This window comes from Gemmata obscuriglobus (assembly GCF_008065095.1).
Classification (GTDB): Bacteria; Planctomycetota; Planctomycetia; order Gemmatales; family Gemmataceae; genus Gemmata; species Gemmata obscuriglobus.
This window is the reverse complement of sequence record NZ_CP042911.1, coordinates 7,335,255-7,357,181: the sequence shown is the minus strand read 5'-3', so window position 1 is coordinate 7,357,181 and position 21,927 is coordinate 7,335,255. Positions and strand designations below refer to the sequence as shown.

Below are 21,927 nucleotides of genomic sequence, written 5' to 3'. Positions count from 1 at the left end.
CGAGTCAGCCGGTGGCGTCAAGTACAGCGCCGGGTTTGGCGCTTGGGGCGCCCCCGGCGGCCGCCGGGGCGATGACGATCATGCGAATCGCTCTGGCCCGGACCAGGAACCGCCGCCCGAGTGCGTCCTCCAGGATGACCATGCCGCTGAGGTCCATGGGTAAGAGCGTCTTGAAGCTCTCGGTGCTTGTGAACCCGACAAACCGGACCCGCTCGAACGTCTCCCCGCCCTGCATGTGGACGGCGGCCCAGGTGTCCTTCTTCAACACCCCGCGGACGGCAATCGCCTCCGGCTTGGCCCCACGGGTGTTAAGCCAGTTCAGGGCCGTGAAGAACACGGCCAGCGCGATGATGCCCAGGACGGCACACAGCACGCCAACCCCGAACGTGCTGAACGTCTCGATCGCCTTCGGAGTCATGCCGCCTCGCCCGTCTGTGCCTCGTCCACCCTCGCCCCTCCGCCGCCGAGCATACGGCCCACCGGCGCCGCGCCGTCCCGATCCGCGGTGCGTCATAATTCAGCCGGCGGGTCAGGTGTCGCGCCGGGTTCGGCCTGCCTTTGCTCAGGGCCTGGTTTGGGCAGCTAGCCCCTCAACCTCATGGTCGGCCAGCGGGCTTCGCCACTTGCCACAAGCCAACAACTCGCCCAATGCCTCAGCCTTCTCTGCGTCGCTCTTGAGGGCAAACTGGACGTTGCTCCAGGCGCAGGAGGCCGCACAATACCGGAGATACCAACTCCCCGGCTCCGGAAACCCCGCGAGGAGTTTGTACGGGGCGGGGTATACGAGGAACGGCACCCCGCGGACGCATGCGATCGGCTCAAGCGGCCAATCCGCACCCTCAGTCCCGCCATAGAGGCCGAGCACACCAATCGCTGGCCGCCGGAACTCTCCACCGCGCCGCGCGGTGAACAACATTCGGCACAGGATGATGACCTTGTGCCCTTGGTCTTCGTCTTCGGCAAGCGCCGTCAGCGTCTCAAGGGCTACCTGCTCCCCAACGGTTTGGAGCAGGACGGCCGCGTGGAGGTAAGGGGCCACCCGGTACGCGCGATTCTCTTCGAAGTCGGGCAACGCACCCAACGAGACGCCCGCCATCCGTTGCGCCCTCTGTGGCCGAACATAAAACTCACCCGCCGCGGAATGTGCCACACGGTGAAACAACGCATTTAACAGCGATCCGGTGCGGCGGCGGTCAGCCTCGGGGCGGTGCGGAGTGCCGGCTACCTCCCCCGGCCATGCTCTCCCATCTCGAAAGGCAACGCAACCCACTTCCCGCCCTGTTGCTCGAACTTGCCCTCATACACCATGAACCAGAATCCGCCCGGCCCTCCGGGCTTTCCTCCACCCACTCGGAACCGGTAACTCATGTCGGCGAGGTTGAGAGTGAATGGCCCCCAGCGTGCAACACCCAGATCATCTGGGTCCACTTTGGCTGCGACCGCACCGAACGTCTTGAGGTCGGCGCGGCAGACCGGCGCCTCGTCGCGCGTCTCCATCAATCTCATCAGAGCCTGCTTGGCCTTTTCAGCCGTAAATCCGGCCGGACGTGGCCGTGGGGCCGTTGGTGGACCGACCGGGCGGGGCGGGGGAGCCAATGGGAAATCGGCCGCACGGCCGCTCGAAATCGTGAGAACAAGGAGCGTGACGACCGAGACGAAACCAACGTGCCGCATTGTTGCCACTCCGCTGAACTAACCTCTCACCGGCACCGTCATCATCGGACGAGCGGCGCGTCCCGTATCAACCGGCGGTGTCCGGTGCCGCGCCGGGTTCGGCCTGCGTTACGGCCGCACCCGGCACGTCTGGCGGCTCGGCCCCTTCAACGAGTGGCTTGAACACACCGGGCAGGCAATTCGGGCCGCCGGCACGCGGCTCGATCGGGCGGAACACGCCCAACTGTTCCCGCGGTCGGCTCCACGCCCGCAGCCGCTCCTCCGGCACGCCGACGTCCTCGGTGTACATGATCTCCGCCCCGTCCTCCAGCGGCTCGTGAATGACGTTCAGCTCCCGCAGTCCACGGAACAGAACGCGTACCCGCCCGCCATCGGAGTTCTCGTACTCCCGCTCCTGCTGGAGTCCCAGGGCGACGGCCTTGTCGTAGGCCACATCAGGGGTGCCGGCTTCGATCAGGTGTGTGTTGACGTGCACAAGGTTTTCAGCGTCGCCATCGATCCGGTGTTCCAGCACCACATCGGCGAGATACCACCGCGCGCCCCTCGGAATGAAACCCATTGGTGCCCCTCCGTCGAACAAACCTCTCACCTACGCCACCATCGGACGGGCGGTAGTCACAACTCAGCCGACGGTGTCCGGTGCCGCGCCGGGTGCGACTCGCTCGCGCCCACCGCATCGGTCACCCCGGACTCGGCCCCGATGCCGACCCCACGACCGGCTCAACGGGATATCGTGGTACCGGGAACCGATCCAGGCGCACGAACTCGACACCGGTCGCGGCGCCCGCCGACCACCACACACCTTGCCACGTCGATGGCCCCCACTCCGACTCACACCGCAACACCCCGGCCCCGGCTCGCAACAACTGCCGCGCGAGCCACCCCCGCGGCCCCGGCGAGATCAACCGCCGAGCCGCTTCGAAAGCGACCGCGCCGAATTCCTCGCCCGGGTCCACCAAGCTGTAAAGCACCGCGCCGACCGTATACGAAAGGGCGTGGCCGGACTCCCAAGGCTGCCACCGGATTGCGCACGCCTCGTCCCGGACCGCCATCGCCAGGAACAGCAGCCACAACCGCCGCATGTCGTCAACTTCCGCGGCAAGCGAGATGGAGTCGTCCGCCAACTGGGCGCCGGCGGGCAGGTGGAGAATCGGTCGCATGCTCCGCCCTCTGGGTGCCAAACAAACCTCTCACCTGAACCGCCATCACCGGACGAGCGGTGCGTCACAAAATCAGCCCCCGTCGTCTGCTGCCGCGCCGGGTTCGGCGTTCGGGGCCGGCCCGAACCGCTCGGCGTACTCGTCGTCGTACAACCGGGAGCCGACATCCCCCTGCGGTGCCCACGTGATTGCGGCCGACGGCCGCCCCGACGCCAGGAAGTCCGCCACGACTTGCCGGGCCGTCACGTCGGGGACGAAGCTGGCCGCCCGGAACCACTGCTCCTCGCCCCAGCACCAGTGCCGCAGGTGACCCGGCGGCCCGGCCGGGTCGAGCGGGGCCAGCCACTCGTCCGAGCCGCCCGGCCCGGACGGGCCATCGTACTCGAAGTACCACCCCCGCTCAGGGTGCCGGATGAGGATAAGCTGCGCCGCCCGCTCCCGTCGGCCGCCCGCCGTCGGCGGCCGGGCTGGGTCGAACCACTCGATCTCGCCGACCGGCTGGTACGGCCCCCAGTTCCCGCCGTAGGGCAGCGCCATGACCGCGAGCACCTCGTCGGGCGTCGGGTCGAGGGACTCGCCGCCCGGCCAACTCAGTGACACGCGCTGTGCCTGGGACTGCGACACCGCGAGCCCTCCCTCTCCGAACAAATAACTCACCTGCACCGCCATCACCGGATGAGCGGTGTGTCACAAACCCCGCGGCGGTGTCCGGTGCAGCGCCGGGCTCGATCCGCCTCGGCCCGGCGGCTCTGGACGATGAGCTGGGTGACGCTCGCGGGCTACACGCTACCTGGTTCGGCGAACGTTTCGCTCATACACAAGCCGGCTGTTGCTGTCCGTTTTGGTTTTTATCTTTGTGGCACAGACATTCCTGTCTGTGCGGCCTTATCGCGCCGCACAGACAGGAATGTCTGTGCCACAAGAAACAGATACTACCAGCCGGACCGTGAGTCAGGCAATTCGTCCGGTCGGGGCGGGCGCGCGTGCGGTCGCATGGCCTCCTCACACGCACCGAACGCCCGGTAGTTCGCCCGCGCCTGCGTCAGGCGCAGCGCGCCGTTCGAGCCGCCATGCACCGCATCGGCGTTGTGGTCGCCCTGTCCGTCGTCTTCCCAATAGCAAACCTCGCAAACGTCCCAGTCGCAACGCTCGTCCAGTGTCAAGCAACCGCAGCGCGGGCACCGGAACCGCTTCGCCATCGGTCGCACCTCTGTGGCCGAACGAGGACGCCCACCGGCCCGGCCCGCGTCAGTGGGGCATGAAGCCCCAGAACGCGACTCGGCGGCGCGCGTCAGGTGCCGCGCCCCTCATCTCAGCGCCCCGCGAACTCCTGAGTCAACGCCGCCAGCGTCCGCTTCACGTCTTCCAAGGTGCCGACGGCGATGAACATGCGGAAGCGGTACTCGTCGGCGGCAATGCCCTTATCGTTCCGAACTCGGAAGACGCAGTTCCACTTGACCACCTTCTCCTCCTTGAACCGGAAGCGGCCGTAGCCCGCCGTCTTGTAACCGTTCGACGGCTGGTCCGGGGAGAACACGCCCATCGCATGGGTCTTGCTCTCGGTCGCGAAGACGACCGGGAACTCCTGCTCGCCGGGGCCGTCGCTCAGCTCCTCCAGTTTGCCGGAGTCCGGCCGGAACGTCCAGAACGAGGCGAACTCGGGGGGCATGTACCCCGTCAGCGCTTCGAACTGCGCGTAGGTGTGCCGCTCGCCCTTTGGAACCGAGAACGTGACCTCGTACTCGATGGCGTGGGCGAGCGCCTTGTGCCCGATGCGGACGCGCTTCGCGACGAGGTGATCCGACAGCACCTTGTCGTTGAGAGCCGGTCGGCCGAAGGACTTCTCGCCGGGGGCGAGCCAGAACGCCATCTGCGTTGTCGTTTTCAGTTCGGCCCCCTCGGCCCGGAGCCGCAGCAACCGGCTGGAGGTCTTCTCCCCGGTGCCGTCCGCCCGCGAGCCCGCTTCCGTTGGGTTGTAGCGCTCGGCCCAGAACTCACCCGCGGCCGCGCGGTCGAAACTGGCGGCCGACTGGAGCTGTCGCCCGTGGTCGTGGCTGTCGATGAACTCCTTGCCGCCCCACGTCAGCGAGTGAATCGCTCCGGCGAGGCGGTTGGTGGTGGTGATGACGATCTCGGACGAACCGGCCTTGCCCCTGACGGACGCATTCCCGCTGGGGGCACGGCGCGGCTCGTCGGCCGAGACGACCCAGCCGGCGAAAAGCGCCGCACCGACGACAAGGCTACGGATCATAAGGAACTTCTCCGGACCGAACTATGAGCCAACCTGCATCGCCATCACTGGACGAGCGGTGCCCGCATCAGCCGGCGGTGTCCGGTGCCGCGCCGGGTTCGGCGGGCGGCGATCGATGCCCACGCGACCGGGCGCACAGCCAAGCAATTCCAACGACCGTCAGGAGCCCGAACAGCACGTCCGCGAGCAAGAGGCGCACATCGAAATGCTCAAAGCGGCCGAAGGCGCCCCACGCAAATGTAAACGGAAACCCGGCGTGCAGCCAGAACCCGCCCAGACCCGAGGTCGAGGGCCAGTTGGCGAAGACCCACAACAACGATAGGGCGATGCACCAGCGGGTGAAGGCGCGCTCCGGGACCATCGGGGACCCTCGCAGCCGAACTCACCGCTCACCTGCTGCGTGATCGAAACCAGCCGCTGAGCGATGGGAAAGAAACTACGTGACCGGGGCCGGTGCAGGGACCGGTTCGGCGTCACGCCTCGTCACTCAAGATGCGATCCATCTCCCGCCACAGTGAATCGCACAACCCGGGCCGGTATGCGGACTCCCGAAACGCCGGGTGCTCACGGCGGTACATGCCGAGCTTAGAGCCCGAATCGTTACTGGCCGACGCTCGAAGGTTGGCCAACCGGTCGGCAGCTTTAACGACCAGAGCTAACGACTCTTCGCCTGACACCGTCGAGAGCTTGGCGTTGGTTTTCGCCTTTCGCTCTCGTCGATTGGCTCCCGGCTCATCGGTGACCAAGGACACACATGCGGCTACGCGGTCACCGAATCCCTGCCTTACTGTATCAAGGGGCACGTCAGTGTCCTCGACCACATCGTGCAGGTAGCCGATGACTTGTGCTACATCCCCGAACGGCGCGAGTAACTCGGCGACCGCATCGAGATGAACGGAGTACGGCTGATCGCCATACCGCTGTTCACCGTGAGCGACGACCGCGAACGCTCTCGCCCGTCCCACCGCTTCAACCATCCGCGCCCCGCCTCCGCCGCCGAACGATCAAGTTTACCTGCACCGCCACGATACCGTCAGCAGTGCGTCCCGAATCAGCCGGCGGTGTCAGGTGCCCTTGCTGGGTTCGGCGCCCGGAGCCGCCCCAACTCCGGTGGGCGGCGGACGGCGGCCCAACTCGGCGGACAGGGCCAGCACCTCCAACTCCAGCGCGACGTTCCGCCGCCGCAGTTCGTCAGCGACCTCGGCCCGGCCGCCCCGCACCAGCCCGTAGGTGCCGACCGCCAGGGCGGCGGCCCCGCCCAACCCGCGGGCCACGTCCGGCCGCTCCCACGCCTCGGTGACCAGGAACAGCCAGGCATCGAACCCGCCGCGTGCGAACAGCGCGACGCCGACGAGTACCAACACGCCGCTCACCACCTTGCCCACCCGGAGGCCCTCCGCCGCTGAACAAATAACTCACCGGCACCGCCACCCCCGGATGAGCGGTGCGTCCCAGTATATCGGGCGGCGTCAGGCGTAGTGCCGGGTTCGGCTGATCTTTGCTACCGGGTGTGGGTGCGCCACGCGCTCGCCGCACACGCCACCCCGAATGCCGCCAGTTGCACGCCCGAGAGTGCGAGCCCAAGCCGGCTGGCCCGCCCCTGCCACCGCGTGGCGCCGGGGGTGGCCGTGCCCACGCGCGGGAAGAAGGCCAGAGCCGCGACCCCGGCCACCCCGCAAGCGAGGAGCCACGGCCACGCTTCGTACCCTTTGATCGCCGCGACGGCCGCTGGGGCTGCGATCCAGACCAGCAGGAAGGCAAACAGGAGCATGCCCACGTGGTTTAGATCTTCCACGCCTCTCCACCCTCCCTGTGGCCGAACAACTCACCTGTACCGCCAGCACCGGATGAGCGGTGCGTCACAACTCAGCCGGCGGTGTCCGGCGCCGCGCCGGGTTCGGCGGGCCTATCGCTGCAGCCGAGCGCCCACAAGCGCCGCCTGGTCAACGGCAAGCCTCCCGGATTGTCTGGGCGATGTCCAACAGGCACCCGCAACCGAGCACCGCGAGGAGCGGCCAAAGGAACATCGCCTTCCCCCACCCCATCCGGGGAGCGGTCGGTGAGTGCCGCCCGCGCACCCGGGGCACGATGTACCACGCAGGTAATACGCACATGACAACGATCACGGCGACGCGCACCCACGGGAGGGTTGCGAAATGCCCGCACCGCGTGCCCCGGCTTAACACCGCTGCCCCGGCAAATAGGCTCTGCACGGCACACAATGCCCAGAACCACAACACCCACCCGAGGGACAGGTCTCGGGGTCGTGAGTTCCTGCCCCCGCTCGACATCCGCACACCTCGGGGTAGCCGAACGAAGCATAACTCACTTGCACCGCGAGGTCCCGCGCCGCGATGCGTCACAAATCAGCGGGCGGTGTCAGGTGCCGCGCCGGGTTCGGCGTCTGCGATGCCGCGCCGGTCACTTGATCTCGAACGTGGAGCCGGCGTACTCGCCCCGGAACTCCTTGATGTCCTGCTTGGTCAGCTCTCTCACCCGCTCGACCAGCCGATCGTACTTCCGTTTCGTCTCGGCCCTCTCGTGGTCGCCCTCATTCGGCCCAGCCTCCTTTCGGCGTGCATAGAAGTAGTCCTTGTCGCCGGCTTCGTTGGAGAGCAGAGCGACCGGCACCTTCTCGTCCAGCCCCTCGACCGTCTGCTTGTGATACCCGCTGGCGATCACGCGGACGACGGCCCCCTTCGGTGCCTCGACCTTCCAGACCACAGGCTCGTAGGACGTGAGCACCAAGACGACCGGCTTCTTGACATCGCCGACCTTGACCGTAACCGCGCCGTTCGGGTGAAAGCCTGCGCGATGCCGGACGCCCGGTGTGTACGTCCCCTCGTACACGCCGACGACCCGAACCTCGGGAGTGGGCTGATTCGCGCCCGCGTCCTTCGGGACTGGAGCCCGTCCCGGCGCGGGGCAAGCTGTCAAGCCGATCAGTGCGGCCACGCCGAGCAAACGTAACAGCACCATCGGCACGCCCTCTTCTTGCCGAACAATGAGCTCACCTGCGCCGCCCTCACCGGATGAGCGGTGCGTCACAAATCAGCCGGTTGTGTCAGGTGCCGCGCCGGGTTCGGCGTGCCGTTACGGGGCCGACCCAACATCGATTACCTGACCCGCTGCGATCAACTGTGCAACACTCTTCGCCACATCCTCTCCGCTCGCGAGCGTCTGGTTGGAGGCGCGGGCCGGGCTAACGGAGGGCCGGTCTAACGGCCCCACGGACACCCACGCGGCGACCGATAACGCCACCTCCCTCGGCCCGCCCTGTTCGGGAATGAGGCCAAGCGCCGGCTCGTTGGACACTCGGCACGGGGTTGGGGGCGAGGTCCGTACCGGGACCTCCACGCCCTGGATCGTCAATGCCTGCCGTGCCTCTTCGGGCACTGCTCCCCAGTCGGGGCCGCGGGGGCCGGTGAATCGATACCTGAAGGCGACCGGTAGCCGTACCTCTCGGCCCTCCCAAGTGATCGTCGGGCGGTGGCGCTCGATCCATGCCGGCGGCGCCTCCACGCTGACTAGCAGGTAGGAGTCCCGAACGGCGAGCGTCGGATGGGTCGGTTGGGTGCGCGCGACGGCCGCGTACCCCGCCGCCGCGGCCGCCACGAGCAATGCGAGTCCTGCCGGTAGCCATCGAGAACGCCGCATGCTCGTCTCCGCAGCCGAACTGACAGATCACCTGCACCGCCACCTCCCGAGCAGCGGTGCGCCCCCGAATCAGCCGGCGGTCTGCTGCAGCGCCGGCTCCGGCCAACTCGCAGCGTCACTTCGCACTCGGCCGTCGGAAGTAGAAAATCGCGACCTGTGCATCCGGGTGCAGCTCAACGGCCTCCTTCGGGGTGCTGCTGGCTTTGATCTGGTTCGAGTTGGCGACGAGGTAGAAGAGGGGCACCTCGGCCGCGGTCGCCGCCTTGGCCGGGAACTCGCCGCCGCCGATCCCCTTGGTGTAGTCGAACACCGTTTTGGGAATGTCCTGGGTCGAGGAGGTCGTCAACACGTCGTCCCCGACCCGGAGCTTGAGCAGCATCCGGACGTGCCCCTTCTTGGCGTCCCCGAGCGGCAGGTAGTCCAGGTCAGCGAACTGCGCGACGAAGCGGACCTCGCGCTTCGGCCGCGGGTCGCGGGTCGCGTCGTACCCGAGGCCGGTGTCGAGTTCGCCGCGAGCCAGCTTCCCGGCGGCGTAGAACTCGGCCACGATTCGCCCCTTCGGGGCGTCCTCGGGTAGCGTCAGCCGGCCGGATCGCCGGAGGACGCGGAGCAACTCGGACACGTCGTCGAAGGGCACCGGGTCGAGCGCGAGCGACGGGGCCGGGGGCTGTCCGTAGGCGGTGACCGAGACGAGCAAGGCGAGCGTCGCGGCGTAGGAGTACTGCATCGGGAACCTCTTCTAGTGTACATGGCCGAACTTACAGCTCACCTACGCCGCCATCACACGATGAGCGATGCGTCACAGCTCAGCGTGCGGTGTCAGCTTACAGCGCCTGGGGCGGCCTCTCCGACTGCGTGTGAGGTTGCACCAGTCCTGCGAGCCTGATATCGGATCGGTGTCACCCAACCGGGAGGGCACTGATGGGGTTCGTGATCGCACTGGCCGGATACCTGCTCCTCTCGGCAGCCGAACAGAAACTACCACCGCAGTACCCGCCCGTCGCAGCCGGCATGACCCGGGCGGAGGTCGAGTTGCGGCTTGGCCCCCCTCAGAATGGGTACGAGCTATTGGGCAATCGGCTCGACCCAGTGGTCACCGCTTCCTATTTGACCCCACGGCTCCAAGTGATCTACCGTCAGGATCGCGTGACCAAGGTTATTCTGTGGAACCGACCACGGAGCGATGTCCCGCGCACGTAGTTCTCCGGCGGCCGAACAACGAGCTCACCTGCACCGCCAGGATACAAGTGAGCATCACAACCGCAGCCGATGGCGGTGTCAGGTGCAGCGCCGGGTTCGGCTTCTGCGCCTCACCGGACGGTAACATCCGCGTTGAGGGTCGTACTCGCCGTGCCCGAACCGGTAGCGGTGATGGCCAGCGTCCGCGGTCCGGCGGGGGCCGCCTTATCTGGGGTGACGTACACCCGGACGACCGCGGCCCCCTTGGCGTCGAGCGCGACCTCGGACTCGGCCGGCTCGACTTTTACATCCGCCGGCGACCGGACGGACACCTTAACGGTACGGCCGGCCCACGAGTCGCCGGCATCGCCGAACCGGACCGTGACGCGCGTCTCGGCGCGGCCGCCGGGCGAGATCGGGCCGGGCGGCGGGGCGAACATGACGCCGACCGTCGTGCCGCCGACCCCGCAGCCGACCAAGGCCACCGCGACGACTGAAATTGCTGTTCTCACAACCTGCCGCACCCGGACGCCCTCTGGGTTGCCGAACCTGTGTTTAGTGCGCGAGACTTGCCCGCTAACACGGGGACATTTAGCCCCACGCAGCACCCGGGGCTGAACTCGATGATCCTACTGCAGTTGTCGCGTGAAGATTACTTTCACAATATGCGCAATAACGAGGTAACGGGTTTGTGCGAAGCCCACGTCGTCAGAGCATTGTGACAGCTTGCATGCGATTAGACCAGCGCACAACCACGGCGCCAAGTCCCCCAGGCCTCATTCTGTCGCACTCAGTTTCACTGTCGCGCCGCCAACGATCTGCCGAACGCTGGCCGTGCTCTGCCCGAGTTCGTAAACGGGTGACTTGCATCTCGCGGTCGGCGTCGTGTATGCTTCACCCCGCCGTGGTCCGCCGTTCCCTTCGCGCAACCGAAAGAAGTGGCCGCAGGTGGCTGCGGCTCGCGCCCTGCTCGACCGCCGGGGTGCCGAGAAACTCCCGCCCCGCCGGGTAACGATTTCTACCGCATCCGTCGCTCTCTTGTTTGATCTTACCAGGTTGCCCCGGCCCTCAAACTTACCCTGGTACGCCGCACATCGTTCCCGAACCCGTGAGTTACTGCCCGGAACATCACCGCTGCCCGTTCGGAAAGCCAGTATCTACCCACTGCGCCGGCGGCGAGGCCGGCTAGATCGGCCGTCGCGCGCTCATCAGCGCGAAGAGTCCGAGCAGCAAGCTGCCGAAGAACACCACAAGACCGTAAGTCGTTAGCTCCGAACCTGCCGCGCCGAACGCGACCGGTGCGGCCACGACCGCCATGAACAGGAAGACCCGTACCCATCGACGCATAACACCCCTCCGTCACGCTTGCAGTTAAGCCTTATGAACGAAGGCACCTTTTGGGCCGTTCATCGATTTCGGAACCTACCGACGCGACTCGGTTGCCGGCCTCGAACGTGCATGGTTTTGCGCCCCATCCGCACCGCCATACCGGCGTCGGATTCAAGGGGGGGAACGATGTCAACCGGGGAGCGACGCTCGGTCGTCGGGGTGTTCGATCTGTGCGAGCGGGCCGAGCGGGCGGCCGCACAACTGGTGTCGGACGGGTACGGTGCGGAGCACGTTCGGGTCGTCGAGCCTGGGGCGCCGGGTGGCGTCGCCGATCTGGTCGCCGGCGGCACGACGGCCGAAGCCGGGACGTACTACGCGAGTGAGACGACGGCGGGGCGGTGGTTGGTTGTCGTGTCGTGCCGTCCGGAGTTGGTGGCCGGGGTGCTGAGCGCGTTCGGGCGGAACTGCGGCTCGCTTTGCATCCCGCCCGCAGTTCGCGACGGCACGGCCTGATACCAACTCCGGGCGGCCCGGGGCTTGCGCTCGGCGGCGCGGCGAGTCGCCCGCGGGTTGGATCGGGAAATCGGCGCCACGGGAATGCGGTCCGGACTGCGTTCGAGCTTCTGTCCACTTCGCGAATTCCCGACCGCGGCTTTCTGCACCCTCTGACACGCCGGGGACTGAAATAGTAGTATCTGTTTTTCCTCGACGTGACGCCCGAGTTGCGAGGTCGGGCGGCGGGCCGGGGACTACTACAACCCCGGCCCGCACTATTTCACGGGCGGCGAGTCGAAGACTCGCGTGGTCGCGCTGCGAGAGGTGCCGAGGTCGCCGCGCGGACCGGTTGGAAGATTGTGACGGGCCGCGGCGCGAGCGCACGAGCCACGTTCACCCTCAACTCGAAGCCGCCCGTGCCCCGTCCGTTACGACGTGCGCAAAGGCCTCTTGCGGCAACGCGAGCACCACTTCTCCGCAGCACACGGGCCACCCGTGGTGCGCGAACTGTCGGAGCTGATCGTACCCGAACGGGGTCCGCCGCTGGCAGCTCGCGCACCACCACGCGAACGGAAGTGCGGGCGGTTCGGAACGAGGTCCCGTACCCGGCGTCGTCGTCAATGTGTCGAGAGCGGCAGCCGTCAGCGTAATCATGAGCACATGAACTCGCGGTGTTGATGTACCGCAGATTATTTGCGATCGTCGGACATCATGTTGTCAGAGGTGTGGGTAACGGTGCGTCAGGGAATTCCACCTTCGCTCAACTTCGTTCCTTTGCCTTTGACGAATGTCCGCCTCCGGGCGCGCGGTATGCACAACTTCCGATTCCACCTGGGAGGGACCGCCATGAACGCCGACAACAAACCGCAGGCGCAAGACAGCACCGAGAGCGGTCGCGCACAAGAGCCGCGCGAGAGCGTGCTGACCCGCGTGCGCGCCGCTGCTCACGACCTCGGGGAGCGCGTGCGGAAGGCGCTGGGGCGGGACGACGACACGCGACCGCCCGGATTCAATGGCCTCATGCTTGTGGCGTGAGCGAATGCTCAGATTTGAATTCGCCCGCTCCGTCTGCTGATTGCCCAGAGCTGTTACGGTTCGTTCCCAAACGCTACAAACATCCCCGCTGCGCGCTTCAGCGGCCCATGCGGTAACGGTTCACGCCCGAATCAACCTTCAGATCGGTGACTGTCTTCCCGCTCCCGGCATACGGAGCAAACCGATCCCGCCGCCGGAGGGTCAGTTCGGCACGCATCAGTAAAGAGGGGAATTCCCTCCACAACCTCAAGCGTGCGCCGGCTTCCGGTTCACGATCGGCTTCGAGCTTCACATCCACGGGGCGAACGCGTCTGGTGCCATCAGCCTGATAGGCGAGTTGTTTCCGCCCGCGTGTTCGTGAATGCGATTCCGACCCGGCCGAGCCGGTGCCATCAGCCTGATAGGCGAGTTGTTTCCGCCGGTCGTGGCTCTTACTTGACGGGCGGTTCCGTCGCTTCTCGCTCACTCGGCGCCACAACGGAACCCCGCGCCGCACTGGCAGGAATCTCGACTGGGGCACCGACGGGACATTCGCTGGCGTCCGACTGGTCACGGACTGGCGATTTGCTGGGCCTCTGCTACCCACGAATTCGCCATCCGAGCCGCGAAATAAGGGCGTTAGACGAGCTGATATTGGCCACGGATTCTCGCCGTTTTTGCGGCGCAAGATAATTAGGGGGAGCGTCTTATGGCGGTTTTGATCGTGCCGGCGACATCTCCTTCCGATCGGCAGGGGGCGCTGATTACCGGTCGCCAGGCAATGCGCGATTCGGACTTCGGGAAACGCAGCGTGGGAGTTGCGCAGTGGAACAACGCTCGATGCGTGGAAGAGCCGGTCAACGATGTCCTGCGAATGGGAGGGCACTTTCCCGCCCTTGTTTCAGGCGGTTTGGTCGAAGCCGTGTCGGCCTTTTACGGTTCTGCCGTCCATGCGCGGGCGTGGGTTCGTATCGGCATGCGTCACAGGCACAAATTGCGTTCTAGACTGAAATCGGAACCTCTGGCGCCACCGGTACGACCCGCCATGCAACTGTTCTGCCCGAAGTGCCAGGCCGCGCACGCCGGCACGCAGCGGTGCCCCCGGTGCGGCGGGCTGCTCCTCCTGCCGCACGAGACCGACGCGGCCGTCGCGCCGCAGCCGCTGGAACCGGCGCCGGAGCCGCCGGCGCCCGCACCGCTCGGGCGGGTGGCGGTGGGGGCCGTGTTCGCGCTGGGGCTGTACCTCGGGCTGCGGAAGTTCGCGATGGGCGTGGTGCTGGCCGCGCACCCCGATCCCGACGCCCTGTGGAACTCGTTCGACGGGTTGTTGGTGGTGGGCGGGCTGCAGATCGCCACCGTGATTTTCGGGGCGGTGCTCGCGGCGGCCGGGCGGAGGGGCGGGTTCGTGTTCGGCGCCACCGTCGGCGCGGTGTGCGGCGCGCTGTTCCTCGGGGCAGAACTGGTGGCCGGTGCGCCGGCCCGCGACCTTGTGCTGTACCTGCAACCGCTGGTGCTGGTCGCGGTGGGCGGGGTGGCGGGCGTGTTCGCGACCCGGGTGTGGGGCGCGGTGCCGGTCCTCGATATGCCGGTTCCGGAGCCGCACAAGCTCAGCTCGCTGCGGTTCGCGGCCGCGACCTCGAACGACTCCGGGCGCCCGACGGCCTGGGCGCGGGTTCTCGTCGGGGCGGCCCTGATGGTGGCGTCGGTGGCGTGCGCCGATCAGGTGCGGAAGCAAGCCCAAAGGTATTCCGAAGGGGCGCTGAAGGTGGGGACCGTGGGGCAGGCCCGGTTCATCACCTGGCAGGTCGCGATGCTCGGGCTGCTGGGCGGGGCCGGGCTGGCGGGCGCGAACACCGGCGCCGGACCCCGTCACGGGCTGCTGGCCGGCGGCATCGCCGGGGTCGGCGTGCTCGGCGCCACCGCGGCCCGCGGGGAGGCGCTCGTGCCGGTCGCGTTCTGGCTCGACAAGCTGTCGCTGGGCGAACTGGCGCCGACCGAGCCCGCCGCGGTCGCCGGGGCGCTCGTGGGGGTTGCACTGGCGGGGCTCGTCGGCGGGTGGCTCGGCGGGTCGCTGTTCCAGCCGCTGGCCCCGGAGGGCATGCGCGGGTTCCGCAGCGGGCGGGATTGAAGAAGGTGAAAGGCCGCAAACTGGTCAGAGTAGAGTAAGTCAGAAAGAGCAACAGCCAGGGAAGAGCACAAAGGGCGCAAAAGAATGAAAGTAGGGGTAAGAGGTTGAACGCACTCTTTTGTCTGGGGTTCCCCGCTCTCTTCTGTGCTTTTTGTGCGCGTTCGCGGCCGTTACTCTTTTGCTCCTTACGGTCAATCGGTCTTTGCTCGTTGCCCGGTGGAATCGCGCAGGTTCGCGCCTTCATCCAACCCGGTGCGGGCGTTCTGCTCCGGGCGAAATGTGTCGGTGAACTCGCGGACTGCGATTGTTCACGAAACCTACACCGACCTATATTCTGATCCGTGGGACGCACGCCCAGCTCTTCTTTTTCTACCCGGCGGTGACATGGACGAGTTGCACCACGAATGTGGCGTGGCGGCGTTGTATTACCTCCCCCAACACGGAGAGAAGTCGTCCGTGTGGACCGGCGCACCGGATCAGGTGTCGCGCCTGATGCCCCGGATGCTGCTCGACCTTCAGAACCGGGGCCAGCTCGCCGCGGGCATGTCCACCTACAACCCGGACCGCGACAAGCTCATCGACACCTACAAGGACACCGGCACCGTCATCGAGGCGTTCCGGATCAACGAGCCGTCGAAGTACGCGAGCATCATGGAGGACTTCGCCGGGCGGGCCGCGATCGGGCACACCCGGTACGCCACCTGCGGCGGCCAGACCCGGGCCTACGCCCAGCCGTTCGAGCGGCGGCACGGGTGCAAGTGGAAGTGGTTCGCGTTCGCGTTCAACGGCCAGCTCACCAACTTCGCCGACCTCCGCAACCAGCTCCTCCAGAACCACGACTACCACCTCACCCGCGACAACGACACCGAAGTCATCATGCACTACCTCGCGCACGAGATGCGCGCGGACGACCGGCCGGACCTGGTCGAGGTCTTCAGCCGGCTCGGGGCCAAGTTCGACGGCGCGTACAACCTCACGTTCCTGAACGCGATGGGCGACATGGTGGTCCTGCGGGACCCGGTCGGCATCCGGCCGCTGGTGTACGCCCAGGACGGCCCGCTGTTCGGCGCCGCCAGCGAGAGCGTCGCCCTCCAGAACCTCGGGTTCAAGCGCACCAGCATCAAGTCGCTCGCGCCCGGCGAGCTGATCCTGATCCAGAACGGCGAGCTCAGCGTCCACCGGTTCGCGGAGAGCAAGCGGACGGCGCACTGCTTCTTCGAGTGGATCTACTTCGCCAACGTGGCCAGCACCCTGGACGACCGGAGCGTGTACCTGAGCCGCTCGCGGCTGGGGCAGGAGCTGGCGAAGCAGGAACTGGCCCTCGGGCGCGTGCCGCTCGACCCGTCCGAGACGGTGGTGGTGCCGGTGCCCGACACCGGCAAGGCGGCGGCCGACGCGATGGCGTTCGCGCTCGGCATCCCGAGCGTCGAGGGGCTGATCCGCAACCGCTACATCGGCCGCACGTTCATCGAGGGCGGCAACCGCGCCGACAAGGTGAAGCTGAAGTTCACCCCGCTGCCGGAGGTGCTCCAGGGCAAGAAGGTGCTCTTGGTCGAGGACTCGATCGTCCGCAGCACCACCCTGCAGAGCCTGCTGCGGCACCTGCGCGAGCAGGGCGGCGTGGCGGAGGTGCACGTGCGGGTCGCGTGCCCGCCGATCCTGACGCCGTGCTTCTACGGCATCGACATGAGCACCGTGAAGGAGCTGTTCGCGCCGAAGTTCATGTCCACGAAGGTGCCGACGGTGGCGGAACAGGACGCGATGGCCAAGGCGCTGGGCGCGGACTCGCTGTTCTACCTCCCGGTCGACGCGGTGGCGCGGTGCATCGACCTGCCGACCGATCGGCTGTGCCGGGCGTGCCTCACCGGCGACTACCCGACCGCGGCCGGCGAGCAGATGTACCAGCTCTCGCTTCGGAACCACGCCACCGGCGGGGACTCGGGCCGCACCTACGAGCGCCCGCCGGAGCCGCTCATGTGTTCGGTGACCGACGCCGGGCGGACGTAGCCTGTGACGGCCGCGGGGCTCGCGCCCGGCTGCACGAGCCCTGCGGCGGTTGTCAGCCGGCGCGACGCGGCCCGCCCGTGCCGGTCAGTTCGTCCACAAGCGCGTCGCGAACCCGGTCTGGGTGGTAGCGCGCGAGCACGTAGTCACGACCCGGATCGCCCCAGCGGCGGCGCGGGTCGGGTTCGGCGAGGATCTGCTCCAGCCCGGCGACGAACGGCTCCGCGCCGCGGTACGCCAGCCCGCCGCCGCTGACCCGGGCGTGGTCCGCGAGCACCGCACAGGCTTCGTTCACCAGCACGGGGGTTCGCTGGGCGAGCGCCTCCAGCGTGGCGAGGCTGAAACTCTCGTAGGCCGAGGGCATTACCACGGCGGTGGCCCCGGCCATCAGCGAGAACTTCTCCGCGTCGGACACCACGCCGCGGTATTCCACACCCGGGCGGCCGCGTATGCCCGTCATGTGTTCGGCCCCGACGAGTACGAGCCGCAGCCGGTTGGGGTGCTTGAGCCGGAACCGCTCGAACATCTCCAGCAGCTCCCGGCACCCCTTCGCCTCGTCGATGCGCCCGCAGTACAGCAGGTACGGCGTGCCGGACGCGGGCGCCGCCGGCTCAGTGACCACCGGCATCGCTACTAGCAGCCCCGGGATCTCGCCCCAGAGCGCGTGCCCGATTTCGCGCTCGGGCGCCGTCAGCCACAGGGCGCCGCGCACCCGCCGGGCCATGTGACGGTACGCCGACAGGTACGCCGTCGGCTCGTCGTGCAGGGTCGGCACCAGCCACGACCGGTCGGCCGGCGCGTGCGCCAGGCCGAAGTAGCTGGTGGGGTACAGGTAGGTGACGAACAGCAGGGCCTGATATTCGTGGGCGTGGGCTTCGAGGTGCCGGTACAGGCCGGGACAGTCCGGCCCCTGCCGGCGGATGTACTCCTCCTGCATCGGCAGGGTCCACGGGCCGTCCAACTGGCTCGGCGCGCCGGGCACCGTCGCGGCCTTGTAGTCGCGGGCGAGCCGGGCGTTCAGCCGGTGCCAGTAGTCGGTCCGCTCGCGCGCCGGGGCGAACCGGCGCACCGTCACCCCGTCGCGCGTCTCGGCGCCCTCGGGCAATTCGCTCCGCCACGTCACGTAGTCCAGCGCGGTGGACGTGAGAATCTCCACCGCGAACCGGTCGCGTAGCAACTCGGCGTACACCCAGGCCAGCGCTTCGGACCCGCCGACGATGGTGGGGTGCGACCGCTGGACGACCAGCGCGACCTTGCTCATGCGGCCCCCCGGAGCACCGCCCGAATGATTTGCCGGGTGCGGTCATTGTGGAACTGGTGCCGGTACCGCTGCCACCCCGCGGTGCCCAGCGCGACGGCGAGGGCCTCGTCGTCCACGACCTTCCGGACCGACGCGGCCAACAGGTCGGGATCGGGCTCGTCCCAGACCAACCCGACGCCGCCGAGCGTTTCGGGCACGGCCGTAGTCCCGTAGGCGACGACCGGCACCTTGAACGCCATCGCCTCGACCAGCGGGATGCAGAACCCCTCGTGCTCGCTCGCCGTCACGAACACGTCGGCCGCCAGGTACAGCGCCTTGAGTGCCGACTCGGTCACCTTGCCGACGAACACGACGGCGTCGCTCACCCCCAGCGCGGCGGCTTGGCGACGCAACCCGGCGGTGTATTCTTCCAACCGCGGGTCGGACCCGCCGGCCAGCAGCAGGCGGGCGCCGGGGTCGTGGGTCCGGTACCGGGCGAACGCGTCGATGAGCAGGGCGTGCCCCTTGTTCGGCGCGATCCGGCCGACCGCGAGCCAGTTCGTCCGGCCGTCCTGAAAGCGGTCCAGCACGGCCTCGTCGGCGTCGGCCGCGAGCAACTGCTCGACCCGGTGCAGCGGCGGGGCCACGGTGGCGGCCCGCGGGTCGAGCCCGGCTTCGAGCAGCTCGCCGCGGTTGAACTCCGAGTCCGCCAGGTAGTGCTCGCACCCGGCCGCGACTACCGCGGCGATCTGCCGCCGGCCGTCGAAACAGGCCAGCGCGTAGTTCATGTCCAGGCGGTGGAAGAAGTGCGGCGGGGTGACGTTGTGGTACCGTACCACCCGGCGGCACGGGACCGACCGGAGCAGCCGCAGCGCCTCCTCCCAGCCGAGCGCGAACTGGTAAATGAGCAGGTCGTCGGGGGCAGTGAGGTGCGCCGCGAGCCCGTGGTAGTGCCGCACCCCGGTGAGGCCGGCGGCCCAGTTGTCGGCAAAGATGCCGGTCTGGTACCCCTGGCCGGTCAGCTCCTCGGCCAGCAAGAGGGTGTCGTGCCCTACCGCGTCGCCGGGGTGAACGGACGAGGTCAGGATCGCGGCGCGGGGCATGACGCTCCCTCCGTGGTGGCAGCGGGGGGTGCTTCGCCTTCACCCCGGGCGGCGGCCTCAAGGGCGGCGACGCGGGCGGTCAGGGCGTCGAGCCGGGCGGCGAGGTCGTCGGCCGCGCCGGTGCAGTCGCCGAGAGCGGCCAGCACTTCGCGGTTGAACCGGGATTGCGGTTCGGCGACGAACCAGATGAGCCGGAGCACGACGCGGCCGAGGAGGCGCGCCAGCAGCCCGCGCGGGCCGCCGCGCCGGGCCGCCGCGGGGCGCGCCGCGGTCGGGTCGGCATCGCGCACCGCGGCTTCTTGCGCGCGGCGGCTGCGGACGAGGTGGTAGAACGACGCGGGCGGCGGGGGCGGTGTCACCGCAGGCGGGAGCGGTTCCGGGCGCGCGGCCGTCACCTCCTGCCGGATCTGCTGCTTGACCCGCTCGATCAGAGCGATCGGGTCGGGTTCCCCCTCCGATCGCGTGCTGTCGCTACTCAACGTGTGCCCCTCCTGGTGCCGGCCCGAGATCCCGTCAAGCGGCGCGCCGGGCGCCACGCTCCGCCGACTGGCTCAGCGTGAGGCGGTACGCCTCTAGCGTGTCGCGCGCGCAGCGGTCCCAGGTGTACTGCGCCGCCCGCTCTTCCGTGCCCGTTTGCAGGTGCCGCCACCAGTCGTCGTCGGTGCAGACGCGGAGCATGGCGTCCCGCCACCCCGCTTCGTCGTGCGGGTCGATCAGGTGGGCCACCCCGCCGGCCGTTTCGGCGACCGCCCCGGCGGTGGACGCGAGTACCGCGCCGCCGCACGCCATCATCTCGATGGTCGGGATGCCGAAGCCTTCGTAAAAGGTCGGGAACACCAGCGCCCGCGCGCCCGAGTACAGCGCCGCGACGTGTTCGTCGGCCGCGTACCCGAGCCAGCGGATGTTCTGCGCCCGGCCGGCGCTCTTGAGGTGCGAGTGGAGCGCCTCCGACCGCCACCCGGGGCCGCCGACCAGGACCAGCGGGTGCCGCTCGCGGACCGCCGCGGGCAGTGCGGCGTAGGCCCGGGTGAGCATCTCCAGGTTCTTGCGCGGTTCGACGGTGCCGACGTGGAGCAGGTACCCCGGCGGCAGGCCGAGCGCCTTCAGCTTGTGGGTCAGCTCGGCGCCGCTGACGCGCCGCAGCCCGGGGCGCACGCCCATGTACGTGACGCTCACCCGGTCCGCCGGCCAGCCCAGGTGCCGCACGATCTCGCTCTTGCTGAACTCCGAGATCGCGATCAGCCGTGTGGCGAAATCCAGACCGGGGAGGAAGTTGCACGCGAAGTGCCGGATGCGGACCGGCGGGTGCCACTCCGGGTGGGCCAGCACGGACAGGTCGTGGACCGACACGACCGTCGGGATGCCGAGGTTGAGCGCGATGAAGTTGGGCTCGTGGTAGAGGTCGCAGCCGCTCCGGCGGACCGTTTCATGGTACGGGTGCCGCATGACCGGGAACGCCGCGCGGACCGCGTTGAGGAACCGGCCGCGGAGCTTCATCTCGAGCCGCGCCCGAACGCCCGCGCGGCCGGCCACCGCCTCGTACCGGGCGCACTGGTGGTTGAGCCAGTGCTGCCCGACCCGCATCCACCGGCTCGGGTACCACGAATGGACGGCCCCGGCACCGGCGAGGCGGCCCAACCCGGCGAGCAACTCCTGGGTGTACTGTCCGATGCCCGACTTTTTTCGGTCGCGGAGGATGGGGGGGGCGGTGATTAGCACGCGCATCGCGAGTTCCTTCCCGTGTCCGGGCCGGGTGTGGCCCGGGGCCGGGTACGGTTCCTCCGCAACCCGCCTCTTCTTCATCTTGTGCAGCATCTACAATATCGGCACGAACGAGTCTACCCCTTTAGCCCGCAGGAAGTTCACGGATGAACCCGACGACACTCGAAATCCCGCTCATCGCCTACGCGCTCCACGAAAACCAGTCCGCGGACACGTTCCCCGAGCCGGCCCCGATCCCCCGCGATTGGATGGACGGCGCGCACCAGCGGCACCCGTACCGCTGCCTCCCGCTCGTCATCGCCAACCAGTGTGGGTGGGTGCTCCGGTCGCCCGTCGGGTTCAGTGCCTACTGGTACGGCGGCGCCGCCAAGCAGGACGTGGAACTCCGCTTCGACCGCCCCGATAACCGCATCGTAAGTCACTTCGGCAGCGGGGTCATCACGTTCACCGTCCCGTTCCTGTTCCGCACCCCGCCGGGCATCAACATCTGGGTGAAGGGGCCGGCGAACTGGATCAAGGACGGCGTGCAACCGCTCGAGGGGGTAGTGGAAACGGACTGGCTCGCGTCCACGTTCACTATGAACTGGAAGATGACCCGGGTGTGCGAGTGGGTGCGGTTCGAGCAAGGCGAGCCGTTCTGTATGCTCGTGCCCGTGCCCCGGGGACTGGTCGAGAGCTTCGTTCCGAAGGTGGTGCCGCTGGCGACCGAGCCCGAACTTCAGGCGCAGTACAAGAAATGGGAGCAGAGCCGGAGCGGGTTCCTGGAGGGGCTCCAGACCCGCAACCCGGAGGCCGTGGCCCGCGGTTGGCAGAAGGACTACTTCCAGGGGCGGACGGTCGACGGCAAGGCGGTCGAATCCCACCAGACGAAGCTCAGCGTCAAGCCGTTCACGTCCGACACCACATCCGGCTGATGCCCGGTTCGCCGAGGTTGCGGGGCGCCCGCGATGGCCGTACGGTTCGCTTCCGGG

At 68.2% G+C, this 21,927-nt stretch carries 28 protein-coding genes; 6 read left to right on the top strand and 22 right to left on the bottom strand.

From position 1 onward, the window contains the following. Nucleotides 1–4 precede the first annotated feature (4 nt). The 15 genes from GobsT_RS30355 to GobsT_RS30285 all read right to left on the bottom strand — a co-directional run bounded on the left by GobsT_RS30355 (nucleotide 5) and on the right by GobsT_RS30285 (nucleotide 9,469). Nucleotides 5–418 carry a hypothetical protein gene (locus GobsT_RS30355; RefSeq protein WP_010041267.1) on the bottom strand — a complete coding sequence of 138 codons (414 nt, stop codon included), beginning with the start codon at nucleotides 416–418 and terminating at the stop codon, nucleotides 5–7. Nucleotides 419–562: 144 nt separating this feature from the next. Beyond that, nucleotides 563–1,096 (bottom strand): hypothetical protein, encoded by a 534-nt coding sequence (locus tag GobsT_RS30350; RefSeq protein WP_010041269.1) that lies wholly within the window; start codon nucleotides 1,094–1,096, stop codon nucleotides 563–565. A gap of 125 nt (nucleotides 1,097–1,221) precedes the next feature. After that, nucleotides 1,222–1,497, bottom strand: coding sequence for a hypothetical protein (locus tag GobsT_RS30345; RefSeq protein WP_148087927.1), 276 nt, complete (start codon nucleotides 1,495–1,497; stop codon nucleotides 1,222–1,224). 244 nt (nucleotides 1,498–1,741) lie between these two features. Continuing rightward, nucleotides 1,742–2,233: a DUF4288 domain-containing protein gene (locus GobsT_RS30340; RefSeq protein ID WP_010041273.1), complete on the bottom strand. Its 492-nt coding sequence runs from the start codon at nucleotides 2,231–2,233 to the stop codon at nucleotides 1,742–1,744. A gap of 121 nt (nucleotides 2,234–2,354) precedes the next feature. Beyond that, nucleotides 2,355–2,834: a hypothetical protein gene (locus GobsT_RS30335; protein ID WP_010041275.1), complete on the bottom strand. Its 480-nt coding sequence runs from the start codon at nucleotides 2,832–2,834 to the stop codon at nucleotides 2,355–2,357. 72 nt (nucleotides 2,835–2,906) lie between these two features. Next, nucleotides 2,907–3,458 (bottom strand): hypothetical protein, encoded by a 552-nt coding sequence (locus GobsT_RS30330; protein WP_148087926.1) that lies wholly within the window; start codon nucleotides 3,456–3,458, stop codon nucleotides 2,907–2,909. A gap of 308 nt (nucleotides 3,459–3,766) precedes the next feature. Beyond that, a complete protein-coding gene (locus GobsT_RS41280; RefSeq protein WP_109570766.1) occupies nucleotides 3,767–4,033 on the bottom strand; it encodes a CPCC family cysteine-rich protein in 267 nt (88 codons plus the stop codon). Nucleotides 4,034–4,146: 113 nt separating this feature from the next. Beyond that, entirely contained in the window at nucleotides 4,147–5,085 is a 939-nt protein-coding gene (locus GobsT_RS30320) for a hypothetical protein (protein WP_010042571.1), read from the bottom strand. A gap of 67 nt (nucleotides 5,086–5,152) precedes the next feature. Continuing rightward, nucleotides 5,153–5,446, bottom strand: a complete 294-nt coding sequence (locus GobsT_RS30315) for a hypothetical protein (protein WP_010042572.1) — start codon at nucleotides 5,444–5,446, stop codon at nucleotides 5,153–5,155. A gap of 112 nt (nucleotides 5,447–5,558) precedes the next feature. Next, nucleotides 5,559–6,062, bottom strand: coding sequence for an HD domain-containing protein (locus GobsT_RS30310; protein ID WP_010042573.1), 504 nt, complete (start codon nucleotides 6,060–6,062; stop codon nucleotides 5,559–5,561). Nucleotides 6,063–6,149: 87 nt separating this feature from the next. Then, nucleotides 6,150–6,470 (bottom strand): hypothetical protein, encoded by a 321-nt coding sequence (locus GobsT_RS38310; RefSeq protein WP_010042575.1) that lies wholly within the window; start codon nucleotides 6,468–6,470, stop codon nucleotides 6,150–6,152. A gap of 116 nt (nucleotides 6,471–6,586) precedes the next feature. Then, entirely contained in the window at nucleotides 6,587–6,856 is a 270-nt protein-coding gene (locus tag GobsT_RS30300; RefSeq protein ID WP_029601006.1) for a hypothetical protein, read from the bottom strand. A gap of 650 nt (nucleotides 6,857–7,506) precedes the next feature. Then, a complete protein-coding gene (locus GobsT_RS30295) occupies nucleotides 7,507–8,064 on the bottom strand; it encodes a hypothetical protein (protein WP_010042586.1) in 558 nt (185 codons plus the stop codon). A gap of 114 nt (nucleotides 8,065–8,178) precedes the next feature. Then, the gene (locus tag GobsT_RS39070) at nucleotides 8,179–8,742 is read right to left on the bottom strand and encodes a hypothetical protein (RefSeq protein WP_148087925.1); all 564 of its coding nucleotides are present in this window, start codon (nucleotides 8,740–8,742) and stop codon (nucleotides 8,179–8,181) included. A 115-nt stretch (nucleotides 8,743–8,857) separates the two neighbouring features. Further along, entirely contained in the window at nucleotides 8,858–9,469 is a 612-nt protein-coding gene (locus tag GobsT_RS30285; protein ID WP_010042588.1) for a hypothetical protein, read from the bottom strand. A gap of 194 nt (nucleotides 9,470–9,663) precedes the next feature. On the opposite strand from GobsT_RS30285, the gene GobsT_RS30280 reads away from it, so the two are divergent. Then, complete coding sequence (locus GobsT_RS30280) at nucleotides 9,664–9,942, top strand: hypothetical protein (protein WP_010042589.1); 279 nt, start codon at nucleotides 9,664–9,666, stop codon at nucleotides 9,940–9,942. A gap of 110 nt (nucleotides 9,943–10,052) precedes the next feature. Here the strand turns inward: GobsT_RS30280 and GobsT_RS30275 are convergent, their stop codons facing one another. Together GobsT_RS30275 and GobsT_RS38305 are read right to left on the bottom strand one after the other, a co-directional pair. Continuing rightward, a complete protein-coding gene (locus GobsT_RS30275; RefSeq protein ID WP_148087924.1) occupies nucleotides 10,053–10,445 on the bottom strand; it encodes a hypothetical protein in 393 nt (130 codons plus the stop codon). A gap of 661 nt (nucleotides 10,446–11,106) precedes the next feature. Next, on the bottom strand, nucleotides 11,107–11,268 hold the full coding sequence (locus tag GobsT_RS38305; RefSeq protein ID WP_010042593.1) for a hypothetical protein: 162 nt from the start codon (nucleotides 11,266–11,268) through the stop codon (nucleotides 11,107–11,109). A 168-nt stretch (nucleotides 11,269–11,436) separates the two neighbouring features. On the opposite strand from GobsT_RS38305, the gene GobsT_RS30270 reads away from it, so the two are divergent. Together GobsT_RS30270 and GobsT_RS30265 are read left to right on the top strand one after the other, a co-directional pair. Next, nucleotides 11,437–11,763 carry a hypothetical protein gene (locus GobsT_RS30270; RefSeq protein WP_010042595.1) on the top strand — a complete coding sequence of 109 codons (327 nt, stop codon included), beginning with the start codon at nucleotides 11,437–11,439 and terminating at the stop codon, nucleotides 11,761–11,763. Between the two features lie 828 nt (nucleotides 11,764–12,591). Further along, nucleotides 12,592–12,780 carry a hypothetical protein gene (locus GobsT_RS30265; protein WP_010042597.1) on the top strand — a complete coding sequence of 63 codons (189 nt, stop codon included), beginning with the start codon at nucleotides 12,592–12,594 and terminating at the stop codon, nucleotides 12,778–12,780. Between the two features lie 97 nt (nucleotides 12,781–12,877). Here the strand turns inward: GobsT_RS30265 and GobsT_RS30260 are convergent, their stop codons facing one another. Beyond that, nucleotides 12,878–13,246 carry a hypothetical protein gene (locus tag GobsT_RS30260; protein WP_148087923.1) on the bottom strand — a complete coding sequence of 123 codons (369 nt, stop codon included), beginning with the start codon at nucleotides 13,244–13,246 and terminating at the stop codon, nucleotides 12,878–12,880. A gap of 558 nt (nucleotides 13,247–13,804) precedes the next feature. On the opposite strand from GobsT_RS30260, the gene GobsT_RS30255 reads away from it, so the two are divergent. Together GobsT_RS30255 and GobsT_RS30250 are read left to right on the top strand one after the other, a co-directional pair. Further along, a complete protein-coding gene (locus GobsT_RS30255) occupies nucleotides 13,805–14,887 on the top strand; it encodes a hypothetical protein (RefSeq protein WP_010042605.1) in 1,083 nt (360 codons plus the stop codon). Nucleotides 14,888–15,271: 384 nt separating this feature from the next. After that, nucleotides 15,272–16,894 (top strand): amidophosphoribosyltransferase, encoded by a 1,623-nt coding sequence (locus tag GobsT_RS30250; RefSeq protein ID WP_010042607.1) that lies wholly within the window; start codon nucleotides 15,272–15,274, stop codon nucleotides 16,892–16,894. Between the two features lie 52 nt (nucleotides 16,895–16,946). Here the strand turns inward: GobsT_RS30250 and GobsT_RS30245 are convergent, their stop codons facing one another. From GobsT_RS30245 to GobsT_RS30230, 4 genes are read right to left on the bottom strand one after another with little or no spacing between them, the layout of a single operon-like run. Beyond that, on the bottom strand, nucleotides 16,947–18,152 hold the full coding sequence (locus tag GobsT_RS30245; RefSeq protein WP_010042610.1) for a glycosyltransferase family 4 protein: 1,206 nt from the start codon (nucleotides 18,150–18,152) through the stop codon (nucleotides 16,947–16,949). After that, the gene (locus GobsT_RS30240) at nucleotides 18,149–19,234 is read right to left on the bottom strand and encodes a glycosyltransferase family 4 protein (protein WP_010042614.1); all 1,086 of its coding nucleotides are present in this window, start codon (nucleotides 19,232–19,234) and stop codon (nucleotides 18,149–18,151) included. The genes GobsT_RS30245 and GobsT_RS30240 overlap by 4 nt, the downstream gene beginning before the upstream one ends. Then, the gene (locus tag GobsT_RS30235; RefSeq protein WP_148087922.1) at nucleotides 19,213–19,713 is read right to left on the bottom strand and encodes a hypothetical protein; all 501 of its coding nucleotides are present in this window, start codon (nucleotides 19,711–19,713) and stop codon (nucleotides 19,213–19,215) included. The genes GobsT_RS30240 and GobsT_RS30235 overlap by 22 nt, the downstream gene beginning before the upstream one ends. A 34-nt stretch (nucleotides 19,714–19,747) precedes the next feature. Beyond that, on the bottom strand, nucleotides 19,748–21,049 hold the full coding sequence (locus GobsT_RS30230; protein WP_010042619.1) for a glycosyltransferase family 4 protein: 1,302 nt from the start codon (nucleotides 21,047–21,049) through the stop codon (nucleotides 19,748–19,750). Nucleotides 21,050–21,102: 53 nt separating this feature from the next. Here GobsT_RS30230 and GobsT_RS30225 point away from each other — a divergent pair, with 53 nt between their 5' ends. After that, nucleotides 21,103–21,870, top strand: a complete 768-nt coding sequence (locus GobsT_RS30225; RefSeq protein ID WP_010042621.1) for a DUF6065 family protein — start codon at nucleotides 21,103–21,105, stop codon at nucleotides 21,868–21,870. Nucleotides 21,871–21,927: the final 57 nt, after the last annotated feature.

Coding starts and splice junctions, on each gene's coding strand:
- GobsT_RS39070 (WP_148087925.1), bottom strand. CDS start 8,742: ATGCGGCGTTCTCGATGGCTACCGGCAGGACTCGCATTGCTCGTGGCG.
- GobsT_RS30315 (WP_010042572.1), bottom strand. CDS start 5,446: ATGGTCCCGGAGCGCGCCTTCACCCGCTGGTGCATCGCCCTATCGTTG.
- GobsT_RS30240 (WP_010042614.1), bottom strand. CDS start 19,234: ATGCCCCGCGCCGCGATCCTGACCTCGTCCGTTCACCCCGGCGACGCG.
- GobsT_RS30350 (WP_010041269.1), bottom strand. CDS start 1,096: ATGGCGGGCGTCTCGTTGGGTGCGTTGCCCGACTTCGAAGAGAATCGC.
- GobsT_RS30280 (WP_010042589.1), top strand. CDS start 9,664: ATGGGGTTCGTGATCGCACTGGCCGGATACCTGCTCCTCTCGGCAGCC.
- GobsT_RS30320 (WP_010042571.1), bottom strand. CDS start 5,085: ATGATCCGTAGCCTTGTCGTCGGTGCGGCGCTTTTCGCCGGCTGGGTC.
- GobsT_RS30285 (WP_010042588.1), bottom strand. CDS start 9,469: ATGCAGTACTCCTACGCCGCGACGCTCGCCTTGCTCGTCTCGGTCACC.
- GobsT_RS41280 (WP_109570766.1), bottom strand. CDS start 4,033: ATGGCGAAGCGGTTCCGGTGCCCGCGCTGCGGTTGCTTGACACTGGAC.
- GobsT_RS30335 (WP_010041275.1), bottom strand. CDS start 2,834: ATGCGACCGATTCTCCACCTGCCCGCCGGCGCCCAGTTGGCGGACGAC.
- GobsT_RS30295 (WP_010042586.1), bottom strand. CDS start 8,064: ATGGTGCTGTTACGTTTGCTCGGCGTGGCCGCACTGATCGGCTTGACA.
- GobsT_RS30340 (WP_010041273.1), bottom strand. CDS start 2,233: ATGGGTTTCATTCCGAGGGGCGCGCGGTGGTATCTCGCCGATGTGGTG.
- GobsT_RS30230 (WP_010042619.1), bottom strand. CDS start 21,049: ATGCTGCACAAGATGAAGAAGAGGCGGGTTGCGGAGGAACCGTACCCG.
- GobsT_RS30345 (WP_148087927.1), bottom strand. CDS start 1,497: ATGGAGACGCGCGACGAGGCGCCGGTCTGCCGCGCCGACCTCAAGACG.
- GobsT_RS30250 (WP_010042607.1), top strand. CDS start 15,272: ATGGACGAGTTGCACCACGAATGTGGCGTGGCGGCGTTGTATTACCTC.
- GobsT_RS30310 (WP_010042573.1), bottom strand. CDS start 6,062: ATGGTTGAAGCGGTGGGACGGGCGAGAGCGTTCGCGGTCGTCGCTCAC.
- GobsT_RS30355 (WP_010041267.1), bottom strand. CDS start 418: ATGACTCCGAAGGCGATCGAGACGTTCAGCACGTTCGGGGTTGGCGTG.
- GobsT_RS30300 (WP_029601006.1), bottom strand. CDS start 6,856: ATGCTCCTGTTTGCCTTCCTGCTGGTCTGGATCGCAGCCCCAGCGGCC.
- GobsT_RS30225 (WP_010042621.1), top strand. CDS start 21,103: ATGAACCCGACGACACTCGAAATCCCGCTCATCGCCTACGCGCTCCAC.
- GobsT_RS30270 (WP_010042595.1), top strand. CDS start 11,437: ATGTCAACCGGGGAGCGACGCTCGGTCGTCGGGGTGTTCGATCTGTGC.
- GobsT_RS30265 (WP_010042597.1), top strand. CDS start 12,592: ATGAACGCCGACAACAAACCGCAGGCGCAAGACAGCACCGAGAGCGGT.
- GobsT_RS30255 (WP_010042605.1), top strand. CDS start 13,805: ATGCAACTGTTCTGCCCGAAGTGCCAGGCCGCGCACGCCGGCACGCAG.
- GobsT_RS38305 (WP_010042593.1), bottom strand. CDS start 11,268: ATGCGTCGATGGGTACGGGTCTTCCTGTTCATGGCGGTCGTGGCCGCA.
- GobsT_RS30245 (WP_010042610.1), bottom strand. CDS start 18,152: ATGAGCAAGGTCGCGCTGGTCGTCCAGCGGTCGCACCCCACCATCGTC.